Source organism: Lysinibacillus sp. 1 U-2021, assembly GCF_029916965.1.
In the GTDB taxonomy this organism is placed as follows: domain Bacteria; phylum Bacillota; class Bacilli; order Bacillales_A; family Planococcaceae; genus Lysinibacillus; species Lysinibacillus capsici.
In genome coordinates this window covers 2,751,789-2,764,784 of record NZ_CP123966.1, presented here as the reverse complement: position 1 = coordinate 2,764,784, position 12,996 = coordinate 2,751,789, and the positions used below count along the sequence as shown (strand labels likewise).

General features: G+C 38.0%; 14 protein-coding genes and 1 riboswitch. Of the genes, 5 read left to right on the top strand and 9 right to left on the bottom strand.

The features are described from left to right. Both QH639_RS14230 and QH639_RS14225 read right to left on the bottom strand, forming a co-directional pair. Positions 1-2,037, bottom strand: a complete 2,037-nt coding sequence (locus QH639_RS14230; RefSeq protein ID WP_131519774.1) for a hydantoinase/oxoprolinase family protein — start codon at positions 2,035-2,037, stop codon at positions 1-3. A gap of 452 nt (positions 2,038-2,489) precedes the next feature. Then, on the bottom strand, positions 2,490-4,169 hold the full coding sequence (locus QH639_RS14225; RefSeq protein ID WP_131519773.1) for a formate--tetrahydrofolate ligase: 1,680 nt from the start codon (positions 4,167-4,169) through the stop codon (positions 2,490-2,492). A gap of 213 nt (positions 4,170-4,382) precedes the next feature. Between QH639_RS14225 and QH639_RS14220 the strand changes: the two genes are divergently transcribed. Then, positions 4,383-4,583 (top strand): cold-shock protein, encoded by a 201-nt coding sequence (locus QH639_RS14220; RefSeq protein ID WP_004269397.1) that lies wholly within the window; start codon positions 4,383-4,385, stop codon positions 4,581-4,583. Positions 4,584-4,728: 145 nt separating this feature from the next. Beyond that, on the top strand, positions 4,729-5,007 hold the full coding sequence (locus QH639_RS14215; RefSeq protein ID WP_048390101.1) for an amphi-Trp domain-containing protein: 279 nt from the start codon (positions 4,729-4,731) through the stop codon (positions 5,005-5,007). A gap of 372 nt (positions 5,008-5,379) precedes the next feature. On the opposite strand, the gene QH639_RS14210 is transcribed toward QH639_RS14215, so the two are convergent. After that, entirely contained in the window at positions 5,380-6,165 is a 786-nt protein-coding gene (locus tag QH639_RS14210; protein WP_131519772.1) for a VOC family protein, read from the bottom strand. Between the two features lie 149 nt (positions 6,166-6,314). Between QH639_RS14210 and QH639_RS14205 the strand changes: the two genes are divergently transcribed. After that, positions 6,315-6,800 (top strand): flavin reductase family protein, encoded by a 486-nt coding sequence (locus QH639_RS14205; RefSeq protein WP_048390098.1) that lies wholly within the window; start codon positions 6,315-6,317, stop codon positions 6,798-6,800. 90 nt (positions 6,801-6,890) lie between these two features. Here the strand turns inward: QH639_RS14205 and QH639_RS14200 are convergent, their stop codons facing one another. The 5 genes from QH639_RS14200 to QH639_RS14180 form a co-directional block, all read right to left on the bottom strand. Next, entirely contained in the window at positions 6,891-7,046 is a 156-nt protein-coding gene (locus QH639_RS14200; RefSeq protein ID WP_004269393.1) for a YezD family protein, read from the bottom strand. A 70-nt stretch (positions 7,047-7,116) separates the two neighbouring features. Continuing rightward, positions 7,117-7,212: riboswitch (SAM riboswitch) on the bottom strand. A gap of 170 nt (positions 7,213-7,382) precedes the next feature. Further along, positions 7,383-8,477: a DUF418 domain-containing protein gene (locus QH639_RS14195; RefSeq protein WP_131519770.1), complete on the bottom strand. Its 1,095-nt coding sequence runs from the start codon at positions 8,475-8,477 to the stop codon at positions 7,383-7,385. Beyond that, complete coding sequence (locus QH639_RS14190) at positions 8,461-9,063, bottom strand: TetR/AcrR family transcriptional regulator (RefSeq protein WP_131519769.1); 603 nt, start codon at positions 9,061-9,063, stop codon at positions 8,461-8,463. Before QH639_RS14190 ends, QH639_RS14195 begins: the two co-directional genes overlap by 17 nt. Before the next feature lie 102 nt (positions 9,064-9,165). Then, positions 9,166-9,840 (bottom strand): phosphopantothenoylcysteine decarboxylase domain-containing protein, encoded by a 675-nt coding sequence (locus QH639_RS14185; protein WP_048390090.1) that lies wholly within the window; start codon positions 9,838-9,840, stop codon positions 9,166-9,168. 71 nt (positions 9,841-9,911) lie between these two features. Next, a complete protein-coding gene (locus QH639_RS14180; protein ID WP_048390089.1) occupies positions 9,912-10,793 on the bottom strand; it encodes a LysR family transcriptional regulator in 882 nt (293 codons plus the stop codon). A gap of 133 nt (positions 10,794-10,926) precedes the next feature. Here QH639_RS14180 and QH639_RS14175 point away from each other — a divergent pair, with 133 nt between their 5' ends. Both QH639_RS14175 and QH639_RS14170 read left to right on the top strand, forming a co-directional pair. Beyond that, positions 10,927-11,826, top strand: a complete 900-nt coding sequence (locus QH639_RS14175; protein WP_004269389.1) for a DMT family transporter — start codon at positions 10,927-10,929, stop codon at positions 11,824-11,826. Between the two features lie 134 nt (positions 11,827-11,960). After that, positions 11,961-12,317 carry a hypothetical protein gene (locus tag QH639_RS14170; protein ID WP_281114695.1) on the top strand — a complete coding sequence of 119 codons (357 nt, stop codon included), beginning with the start codon at positions 11,961-11,963 and terminating at the stop codon, positions 12,315-12,317. A gap of 115 nt (positions 12,318-12,432) precedes the next feature. Here the strand turns inward: QH639_RS14170 and QH639_RS14165 are convergent, their stop codons facing one another. Next, on the bottom strand, positions 12,433-12,870 hold the full coding sequence (locus QH639_RS14165; protein ID WP_048390084.1) for a general stress protein: 438 nt from the start codon (positions 12,868-12,870) through the stop codon (positions 12,433-12,435). Between the last annotated feature and the right edge of the window lie 126 nt (positions 12,871-12,996).

The window sequence follows — 12,996 nt, the reverse complement described above, 5'->3', positions numbered from 1 at the left end:
TTATTTCCCCTCCATCTCTACTATCAAATTGCCGTATTTATCAATTTCAATTGATTGATTATTATTGATTACGACCGTAGATGTTGGATTTTCTACAATTGCAGGTCCTGTAATGACATAGCCAGGTACTAATTTTTGTTGGTCATAGACATTGACCTCTATCCAACCTGTTCCCTTCACATATAAATTGCGTTGTGCCTTGATACATGTAGAATTGTCGATATGAGAGAAGTCTAGCTCTTTAAATTGAACCGCCTCATCTTTCCCGTAGATTGTAAGATGTAAGTTGACTAACTCAATTGGTGTGGCTGGTAATTCAAAAGAAAACTCTTGTTTATGTTTGATGTGGAAGGCTTCAGCTAATGCAAGTAGCCCCTCTTCATCAAGCGTAATAGCTGATGCGTTTAATTTAACAGCATGCTCTTGACCTTTGTAGCGTAAATCATAATTAATTTCAAAATAATAATGATCCTTTGATAATGGTGCATCTGCATAGGCATTGGCAATGACTTGATCAATATTTTCTTGAATAGCCGCAAGATGGACTTTGTCAAAGTTCATTAAACTTGTTTGAATGTAATCTTGTCGATATTCGGTCATCATCATTCCTAATGCTGAGAAGACGGACGAGCCATAAGGAATAATGACTTTTTTCATACCAAGCTCTTCTGCTAAATTAATCGCATGTAGTGGACCACCACCACCAAATGCCACCATTGTAAAGTCTTCAGGATCGTAGCCTTTACGAATAGAGATCAGCTTCAGTGCATTTAACATATTGGAGTTTGCAATATCTAAAATACCTTGTGCTGCTTCTTCTGCTGACACATTAAATGGTTTCGCAATTGCTTCAACAAGAGCCTCCTCCACTTTGTCAATGGATACTGGGTTATCAAAGTTTGCTAAGGATAATCTTCCTAAATAAACATTGGCATCTGTAATTGTTGGCTGTGTATTCCCTAAGCCGTATGCTACAGGCCCTGGCTTTGCCCCAGCAGAATCTGGTCCAACCTTTAATGAGCCAAACTGATCTACACGTGCGATAGAGCCACCGCCATTTCCTATTTCCACAATATCCACTACAGGTGTTTTAATTGGATAGCCCGCAAATTTTTCATTTCTTTCAATATAGTAATCTGTTGTAACATTGACTTTGCCATCTGTAATAAGCGAACATTTTGCTGTCGTCCCACCAACATCAAAAGCTATGATATTCGATTCATTTAAAAGTTGACCTAATTTAGCTGCCCCAAACATCCCTGCTACAGGTCCAGATTCAACGAGGTTGATTGGTAGCTCCATTGCTTTATCAAAGCTTGTAGTCCCGCCATTCGATTGCATAATTTTTAAATGGTCTGTAATGCCAATTGTGCTTAATTTCTCTTTTAGGCTTTTTAAGTAGGCATGTGCAATTGGCTTTACATAAGAATTAAGGACTGTTGTGTTTGTTCTTTCATACTCACGGTATTCTTTAATCGTTTCACTTGAAAGTGTGATATATACGTCAGGCCAAATTTTTAAAATGGCTTCTTTTAACTGTTGTTCATGAATTGGATTTTTATAGCCGTGTATCAAGGAAATGGCAATCGCCTCAACACCTAATTCCTTAAATTTATATACGATCTCGTCAACTTCCTCGGTATTAAGCGCTTTCATAATATTTCCTTTAAAATCAATTCGCTCATCAATTTCTTGACGTAAATAACGCTCTACAAATGGTTCTGGCTTTTTATATTTAAAGTTATATAAGTCTGGTCGATTTCCACGAGCAATTTCTATAACATCACGGAAACCTTTTGTTGTAATTAACCCAACTACGCCCCCTTTTCTTTCCGTTAATGTATTGATGATAACCGTCGATCCATGAATAAATGATTCAATGAAAGAATCTTCCGTTACATGTCGTCCTAATACATTTAATATGCCATCCTCAAAGTGACCAGGTGTCGTATGTCCCTTATCAAAATGAAGATTTCCTTTTTCATCTGTGAAAACTAGGTCAGTAAAAGTACCGCCAATATCTGTTGCGATTTTCAAGACTTCATCCCTCCGTGTTCCTATAATCGGTACAGTGTTCCGAATTAGAATTAAATAAATTATATTTAAAAGAAAAAGAAAATTCAATGTATTTTTTAAATAAAAATTCATTTGACAATTGTCCTTCGTTGTAAAAACCCGCTCTATCTTTCCAATATCAGAGAACTATTGATAAAAAATACCAAATACATTTATATAAGGAAAGTTCTCGTGATTTTTGTGCAACATAAAAAAGATCCTAGTTTTCACTAGAATCTTAAAATCACTTAAAAAAATTAATTTTTGCGAATTTTCACTCAAGGAGTAGAGGCAGGAAGCATCCGAAATTTCACTTTTATACCATGTTTGCATTGTAGATAGTCGATGAGTTAGGTCACTTCCAACGAACCAAATTTACCAAAATTATCAATAAAAAAAAGCTGCCGATTTAAGTAGGCAGCTTTTAATATCATTTAGAACAATCCTACCGCATGTCCTTCGTTGTCGACATTCATGCGTAGAGCAGCTGGTGCTTTTGGAAGTCCTGGCATTGTCATAATATCGCCAGTTAGACAAACTAAGAAGCCTGCACCAAGCTTTGGAATAACTTCACGAATTGTGATGGTAAAGCCTTCTGGACGACCAAGTAAACTTGGTTGGTCTGATAAAGAATACTGGGTTTTCGCCATACAAATTGGAAGGGAGTCCCAACCAAATTTTTCGATTTGGGCAATTTGTTTTTTGGCTTGGTCTGTAAATTGTACATCTTTCCCGCCATATACCTTTTGCACAATCGTACGTACCTTTTCTTCAATCGACTCCGTTATATCATATAAAGGAGAGAAGTTGTTTTCTTCCTCTAGCACAGCTAGTACTTGCTCAGCTAAGGCTAGACCACCTTTACCGCCCTCTTCCCAGACATTTGTACGGGCAATGCGAACATGATTTTCTTGACACCAGTTTAGAACGGCTTCTAGCTCAGCCTCTGTGTCCGTGATAAAACGATTTAACGCAATAATTGGTTCAACGCCAAATGTACGAACTGTATCTACATGTTTAGCTAAATTCTCAATCCCTTGTAGAAGTGCTTCCACATTTTCGCCTACAAGCGCTGTTTTCGGTACACCTCCATGCATTTTTAAGGCACGAATTGTCGCTACAATGACAACTGCGCTTGGTTTAAAGCCTCCCTTACGAGCTTTAATGTTCATGAATTTTTCAGCACCTAAATCAGAGCCGAAGCCCGCTTCTGTCACCACAATATCAGCTAGCTTACGAGCGGTTTGTGTCGCCATAATGGAATTACAGCCGTGAGCAATATTCGCAAATGGACCACCATGGATAATAGCAGGTGTTCCCTCTAATGTTTGAACTAGGTTTGGCTTAAAGGCATCTTTTAATAATAGTGTTAAGGCACCCTCTACCTGTAAATCACGCACAAAGACAGGCTCACGCTCGAAAGTATAGCCAATCACGATACTAGCGATTCGCTCACGTAAATCCTCAATGCTTGTTGCTAAACAGAATACTGCCATAATTTCAGAGGCAACCGTAATATCAAAGCCATCCTCACGCGGCATGCCTTGAACAGGACCACCTAATCCCACCACTACCTTACGAAGGGCACGATCATTTAAGTCCATGACACGCTTCCAAATAATGCGTCGTGGATCAATGTTAAGTGTATTACCTTGGTGGATATGATTATCAATAAATGCGGATAAAGCATTGTTAGCTGTTGTAATCGCATGAAGGTCGCCAGTAAAATGTAAATTAATATCCTCCATTGGTATAACTTGTGCGTAACCTCCGCCAGTTGCGCCACCTTTTACGCCCATAACTGGACCTAATGATGGTTCACGTAATGCGACCATCACCTTCTTATCTAATTGATGAAGGGCATCTGCTAGTCCAACAGTCACAGTCGACTTTCCTTCACCAGCTGGGGTTGGACTAATAGCTGATACTAATACTACCTTTGCATCCTCGCCCTGAGCAGTAATTTTTAATGGGTCGATCTTTGCTTTGTAGCGGCCATACTGTTCAAGAGCATCCTCTGGAATACCCGCAGCATTGGCAATTTCCGTAATAGGTTTGATCACTGCTTGACTAGCGATTTCTAAATCTGATAATGGTTGATTTTTCGTTGTCATTTGGCATCCTACTTTCTATGTTGTTCATTTCCATTATAGTCTTAATTGTGAAAAAAAAGAAAGCCAGATATGCAAGCATTTCGTCAATCAATTGACATCTTTGTTCAATTCCTGTATGTTCTAAGAGAAAATGCAATTTTTTCACATTTTCTCAATGAGTGCACCATTTATTTAACTTTATTTTACATTCAAGCGCATTGGAGGCGAATGCTTATGCAACAGGGGATCGTAAAGTGGTTCAATAATGAAAAAGGTTATGGCTTTATTGAATGTGATGATGGCGAAGATGTATTTGTTCATTTTACGGGCATCCAGGAGGAAGGCTTCCGTACACTTGAAGAAGGTCAAAAGGTTTCATTTGATGTTGTGGAAGGCAATCGTGGACCCCAAGCATCAAATGTTGTAAAACTATAAGCATAATGGGGCTATCCATGTAGTTCCAGATTAGCAGCAGATTAGGAAATGCATCGTTTCCTTCATCCGCTTTTTGTATTGTTTTATAAGCTGAATGCCCCCTCCATGTTATAATAGAAGTAACAATACGTAAGGAGGGATCTCGATGCAAAAACAAAATAAACCCATGACTGAAGTTATTTTGAAGCATAAAGAACGACAAAGTGTAGCAGAATTTGCAGCAACACTGGAAACGATTGCAAAAAAGCTTAAAGAAAATGGTGAATTCACTTTTGTTCAAGACACAGAGCCAACAGTTGTCAGCCCAAGTGAACAGCTCAAAATCGAATACTCCTATACAAAAAAGGGCGACAAGCATTCATTTGAAATTGAATTTGATTGGTATACAGGTACAGAAACACCGAAAAAAATGACAATTGAATAATAATTGGCAACGAAAATCCACTTCTCTGATGAAGTGGATTTTTCCATATTGTTGAATTAAAGATCATGTCACTGCTAAAACTTTTTAGCAAGGTGAGGGGGTGATTTCGCTCCAGGGGTCTCCTCTATAACGCTAAATTCACAGGAAAGCAAGTAGCCAGCATAATAAATTCTATTGATGGTTTTGTTTTTCAATACTTATGTAAAAAGGCGGGAGCAAAAGTGTTTCAGCCCATAAAAATACCGAGCTATCCACTAAAACGCTTACGAAGTGTTTCGGAATAGTTCGGTTTTTCTAGTTATCATGTTTGTTAATGTAAAGATTATTCGGCTTAATGAAGGTCCCTGTTAGTGATGTTCCAGCCTTTTCTCCTTATCGATTTATCCAATAAAAAGCACCAGGGCAAACTAAAGTTTCTTTTGTTCGTTTAGAATCCTTTAATGTCACACCAAATGGTCCCTCTTTGACATGACCAAGTGTCATTGTCATCGCGCTCTCTTCCTCATAGAAATCTAAACGCATATTCGGTAGCTGTAGTGACATATACTGCTCATATTGCGTAGGCACTGGTAGCTGTAACACCTCTTGCCACAGTTGTACTGTTGCCTGCATGTCCTTGACGTAGAATTGGACGGATTCCATGGTTATAGCCTGTTTGACATCAATGGCACCACTTGCCTTTAATTGAACCAAACGCTCTTCATCTGCCTCCGCCCATTCAATCAAAAATGGAAAATCAATTGGCAGATCTGGCTTACCAAAATGCAATAGCTTCCATTCTACCACAGTGCCATCTGGTCTTGTTCTGCTACATGCATCTGGTCCATATACTTCATAGCCCAATGCTCGCAAGCGTCGACCCTCTTCCTCAATATTTTTTGTGCGCAGAGCAATTCGAGAAAATCCCTGGCGCTCTTGGTCACGTTTAAACGTATAATGTAGGGAATATGGGTATTGTGCCGCTTGCTCAAATAAATCACGATCATAGATAGCAATTTGTTCAATATAGCTTAAGCCAAAGTAGCTTAACGTATTATAAGTCCCCCACATCGTGTGCTGCCCACCATTCACTGTATGGACATTTCGTTTATTGAAGAAAACCTTTATATTTTCTGGTGATTCCACTTGATGAACCAAATGATCAAAATATAAAGTCATGGCCATTCCCCTTTCTTTCCCCATTACCTTTACCTGTATGTTTGATTAGTTTAAAATTTACTCAAGAAAAGGAGTTACTAGTAGGATATGAAAAAAAGTTTCGTTTACCTACAAACTCCGTTCACTAATTTCATAAAGAGGTGATTTGAATGACAGATTTAGTAGCTGCTTTTAAATTGGCATTAGGTAATTATCCTACAGGCGTAACAGTTGTCACGACATGTCATGACACAAAACCGATTGGCTTAACCGTCAATTCCTTTGCATCTGTTTCAATCGACCCGCTCCTTATTTTGTGGTCACTCGATAAAAAATCTCAGCTCCATCCTTATTTCACGACTGCGCCAAATTTTGCGGTCAATATTTTAGCGAGTGATCAAGAGCATTTATGTACACTATTTGCCAGTAAAATCCCTGATCGCTTTGCACAAGCAAAATGGTCAACTTCCTCTTTAGGACTACCGATTTTACATGATACAGCAGCTAATTTACAATGTAAAACATTTCAGCAAATCGATGCTGGCGACCATACCATTTTTATTGGGCAGGTCGTAGACATTACAAATGCTCAAAAAGAGCCTTTGCTTTATCATCGCCGTCATATCGGTCCCATACCAAAAAGCTTTTATAGCTAGCCTTTACACAAAAAAAGGGCCACTTGTAAGCACAGGAAATCCTTCATGCTTATAGGTGGCCGTTTGACATAAGTTCTACTGAAATCATTGTTATTTTTTCTGCGGAAATCTCTGCTTTTCAAGCCTATTAATTTGCACAATCACACCATCTTGAATCGTAATATGCACTTCACCAAATTCAAGATTTTGAATCGCCTTCGCAATTGCCTCTAGTTTCTTATCATCTACTTTTACTGACTGAGCCATACGATACACCCCTTCTTTTTTATCCTTATTGTTCATAAAGAGGCCAACGCATCAAACTGATTGATAGCCCCTCCTATCTCTCAGACACCATCTGTTGGATTTGGCACCTGTTGTTCGGTTGCCGAGGCTTCATTGGGCCAAGTCCCTCCACCTCTCTTGATAAGAGTACTGCGTTTCTTGAAAATAATTCTATAATTCTGCTATAGGAATGTCAATACAAAATATTAGAAAACCTAGTTGAATACTATGCAATATGTCGTTTAGATTAAAAGACTCCCTATACCTAAAGTATTTTATGCCTAGTCAGTGAGAAATAGATGGCAATCCATTAATTTATTACAAGCTCCATTTCCTCATCATGAATTCAAGTGGGCCTCGATGATGTTTAGTCCTCCACCATACAGAAACCACGACACATCCTAAAAAATAACAGCAGGCATACAGCATGGAAAAAGCAAGTGTTTGGTTCTCCAGCTTTTGGCAAATAATTAGTATTCCAATGCCTATAACAACATGGCCAACATAATGCGTTAAAGACATTTGTCCAGTTAATATGAAAGATTGAATAACTTTATTTTTACATGTCTCTACAAGATAGATGGAGCCAACAATGATAACAATAGCCGAAGCCGAATTAGAGAGGACATACATCATATTCGGTGGAATCGGTCCTGTATCAAATAAATACAATGCACTCTCTACATCTAATAAATGAATGGTTGTCATCTTAATGAATAACGTTGAACAAGTCTCAGTCACGATGACTAGCAATAAGCCTATCACCAGTAAGTTTTTTCTTAATGTATGATTTGTTAAATCTAATGTGCCCATTACCATCCCTATCAGAAAGAAGCAAATCCAGGGGAATAGTGGATGATAGCCATTAAACATCAAATTTCTTATAAATCCAGCTGGTGTCCAAAAATCAAGATACTCTAGTAGCACATATGTTGGATGCCAACCAGCAAGGTAACTAAATTGAATTTGAAGCCATTGTGAAAGGATAAGGATGGCACCAATTATGAAGATCATCATTTTCTTGGATTGGGCAATCAAACAAGCAGCAACAAACATATACACGCCATAATAATGTAAGATATCTCCTGTCCAGCCGATTGCATATAATATAATCCCTATCGTAAATAACAAAAGCGCCCTCTTCCACAAAGTAAGTCGATTTTGACGAAGAAGGATTGGGTCCTTACTCTCTCTAGCCTGACGAGTCATTAAGGCTGTCCCTATTCCTGCTAGCATGACAAATACGGCCGAAGCACGTCCCTCGAAAAGATGTTGGAAGGCCATTAACCATGTTGAACCATTCGTTGTAGAACCTGTTATGACGCCAAAATTGACAATGAACATGCCAAGCATGGCGAGAGCTCTTGCAAAATCAAGACCTTCAATGCGCCGATCATCATTTCTTTTTGTCATCTTTGCCCCCTTGGATAACGCTATTCACTGCCTCCTTCCAAATAGCCCTATAGTTCAATTGGTTGCCTGTTAACATGAAATTACCGATATTATCATAGACGAGGGCTAGCATCTGTGCCTTCGCTTCTATATGGGGAGTATCCTCTAGCACGCCTAGCTGTACGCCATATCGTAGGATAGCAACAAAGCTCGTTAAAAAGCTTGTTTCTAGCTCTACTAATTGTCTTTTATAGTTTTCATCGCGGGCCGCTAATAGTACATATTGATTAAATATTTTATTAAAATAAGGGTCCTTGTCCTGTGCCTCAATAGATTTATAGCCTAGCTTAAGTAATTCCTCCTTAAAATTAGCAGAAGAAAGCTCTTTATACTCCACAGCGACATCATGTTGAATTTCTTTATACAATTCATCAAATATGAAAGCGATTAATTGATCTTTTGATTGAAAATAATAGTAAATGGCTGGTTTTGAAATACCGACCTCTGTAGCAATCATTGCTAAGCTTGTTTTTTCAAATCCATTTTCCGCAAACATCCCATAAGCAATTTCTATAATCTTTTGAAAAGTTTGTTCTTTATTTCCCATTATTACCCTCCTTTTTTACCGACCGTTAAGTAAATATTATAGGATGCTAACCTTTTAGACAAGAAAAAACTGCGTAGAAATATTTCTCTACACAGTTCATATTTATTGATTTTGTAAATACATCATTAAAGCTTCTGCTGTTTTTTGCTTGCCCATTACTTTAAGAGGCTGTCCATCAGCAGGTACAATCCAATGAGGTTCATCCCCCCCATATAAAGACTGAGAGCTATTTGCTACCATAAATTGTGCATTGGCTGTTTCCATACGCAGTCTGGCACGAGCTAACAAGAATTCCTCATCATTCGTTGCTTCGAGCTTAAAGCCTACTAACGTTACATTCGGTTGCCATCCCTTAATTTGACCTAATACTTTTGGTGCTTTTTTAAAATGAATAATAGGTGGTTCGTCAGAAGGCATTTTCCCCGTTTCCTCCATTAAATTACCTGATTGATCATATACTTTGTCAATGACCCAATCAGAGCCCGCAGCCGCCATAATGACGATATCGACATGTTGTTGTTGAACTGCATGACGCACCTTTTGTCCTAAATCCTCTATGCCTTCAAATTGAATCAATGTCATATCATTTTGGTTTTCTGGGAGCTGTGCAAAGTAACCATGCATGTATACTACGTTAGCGCCAGCAGCCAGCGCCGCCTCTGCTAAATAACACCCCATTGTGCCTTTTGATAAATTCGTATGACCTCGTACACGATCCCATTTTTCAAGTGTTCCCCCACTTGTAATGAGTACGGTTTTGCCCTGTAATGTCCCCATACACTCACCTATTTTCTGAAATATATACAAATACTATTTTAACGTAATGTAAGGATAGGCTTCAATAGCCACTATTTTAGGGAGCTGTTTTGTTCTTTTAGCCAAGCACTTAATATCTCTGCAAATTTCTTTGTGACGGGCGAAGCATGGTGTTTCATGGCAATACCAATTGTTCGGTAGCCACCTTGCTTTAATGGAATCGCTCTCAATGTTGGCGGTAAATTTTGAATAACCAACTGAGGTAAAATACTGATCCCTAAATGATGGGAAATCATGGAAAGAATCCCTACCTCCTCGGAAAGCTCAAAGCGGATATTCGGCTTAACATGATATTGCTCTAATAGCACCTTGACATCATTTGTCCCTTTATAGGAAGTCATAATAAATGGCATATCCTCTAAATCTACGATATCAATTTCTGTCTTATCAAACAATGGACTTTTATCCGAAACAATACATAATAATGGGTCTTGTTGGAGCTCAGTGAACTGATATTGCTCTGACTTTTGACCATTCAAAAATCCTGCTTCTACTTCACCACTTAAAAGCCATTGTTCAATTTCATAGTAATCTCCCTCTCGTAACTCCACCTGTATCCCTGGAAATTGATTATCCATAATTCGAACAATCTCTGGCATCCAATTGGAAGAAATACTCGATATCACACCAATTCGAACCTTACCTCGTGTCACGCCATGAATGTGAGCTGCTTCCTGTTGCAATAATTCTTGAGCATCCAAAACCTGACGCATTGCCCTTAGCATTGTTTGTCCCTCACTCGTTAATGTCACACCCACACGACTTCGATGAATGAGCGCAAAGCCAAACTCTTTTTCTAAACTCGACACGGCATGACTCACAGCAGATTGTGTTAACCCTAGCGCATCAGCTGCTTTTGTAAAGCTTGCCACCTCTGCCACCTTTGTTAAAATCTCATATTTCACTAAGCTCATCCGCAATCCCTCTATATACATGAATTTTTTTAATCCTATTCATTATAAACATTCGTTTTACTAATCACAACACAAGATATATAGTAATTTTTAGTATAAAACTGTTTTAGTACACAGATGGTAGGTGAACATAATGAGTATCCAAGGAAAAGCAAATGTATTGATGGTTATTGTCACAATGTTTTGGGGGCTCTCTTATACCTTTATGGTCATGGGGCTAGAAACGTTGGCAGTTTATAATGTGGTGGCATTACGTTGTATCATCGCATTTTTTGTAGCAGGACTTATTTTTTACAAACGGATGATCAAAGTAAATGGTAAAACATTAAAATATGCGGCTATTCAAGGATTTTTATTATTCATTGTGTTCGCGTTAAGTTTATTTGGTTTACAATCTACTTCTGTTTCAAATGCTGGCTTCATCTTGAGCCTAACGGTCGTGTTAGTGCCGATTTTTAGCAGCTTTATTGAAAAAAAATTACCTTCTCGAGCAGTTAGCTTTGCGATCATTTGTACCATGATTGGTATTACCGTTTTAACAGCACACGGCTCATTCACATTCCATAAAGGTGATTTATTAGTAGCAATTGCTGCGTTATGTTATTCAATTTATTTACTTTTAAATAGCTCATTCACACGAAATGTAGAGTCCATTTCATACGGAATTTATCAGCTTGGCTTTGCTGGTATTTATGCACTTGTGTTAACCTTTCTATTCGAAACACCAACAATGCCAAATTCAGCCATATCCTGGATTGCTATTTTAGGGCTTGGCATCATCTGTAGCGCGTTTTGCTTTGTGGGTCAAACTGTTGCACAACAGTATACTTCTGCTACACATACAGGTCTTATATTCTCCTTAGAACCAATTTTTGCCGCTATGTTTGCCATGATGTTTATCGGAGAAGGCATAACAATGAAATTAATGATTGGTGGCAGCTTCATTCTTATAGGGAATTTAGTAGCACAATTAGAGCATTTCCATGTATTACGTTTTATGAAAAAGGATGCACAGGAAAAAGTCATACAATAATATAGTGCATATGAATAAAAAAGGAAGCTGAGCGTTATTTCTCAAGCTTCCTCTTACTATGTATTGAATTTATAGCACGATTACATGTAAAATAGACTAATTTTTACAGGTACGAAAATAAAGGAGATTCATACATGCAAATTCAAACCTTACATACGTCATATTATTTACCAACCAAGGATAATCAACCAATTCAAACACAAAACCTATTGGATTTAATGAGACATGTCGGTGGCCGTGAAGAGGAAGACGAAAAAAAGAACAAATCGAAAATTGAGGTCAGATACGAAAATGGCTATGTACGTCAATACCTTGTCAAACCAACAGGACAAAGGGTTCTCCTAATGGAAACCAAACAAAGCCTTGATATTAGAAAATCTACTAATTTACAAGACCTGCTTTCGCAACCTTTTAAAAAGAAAACAAGCGATCCTATTCTTTCAATACTAAATGCGAAAAATAACATTTCTAAATATAAAGATGGCATTTAAAAAATAGCCCTTCTTTTCAAGAAATGCTAGATAAAATAATAGACAAAGTCGAAACAATCGACTTTGTCTATATTCAAACTAGCGAGAAATAGTCATATCTCGTTAGTTTGATTCATTATAAAAATCTTCTATATTGCTCTGCCTCTGCCATACGCTGTTGATTTCTTAAACGCTCCTCTTGCTCTTCAGCAGTCTCTGGATATGTTTGGAGTGTATCAACATCATCCTCATGTTCTGCATATAAGACAATACTTCCTTGTTCTACAAGATGCGCATAGTAAGCGATTTGTCCCTCTGACAGATTAAATCGTTTTAAACCCTCTGTAACGGCTGAGTCGCCTGTAAACCAAGATTTAAATTGATCTACCCAATTTCCAGCCTCATGCGTTTGCACATCGGCATCCCATTTTACATCCTCAAACTGTTGGGGATCTCTCGCAATAATATGAATATCGTCTTGGTGATAACCTTCCATTCGCATATTCTCTAAAATGTGAAGCATTTCATCCCTTGTATGGGCCACCTCAATTTTTGGATTTTGTTCATTCATCATGTTCAATTCCTCCTATGTTGTATGGCTTACTAGGTAATTACCCGCACTACACACAAACAAACCCAATTTACTAAACTGTAATAATTGTTAAATTGCCTTAAACTACGTTGCTGATTTGACATAATA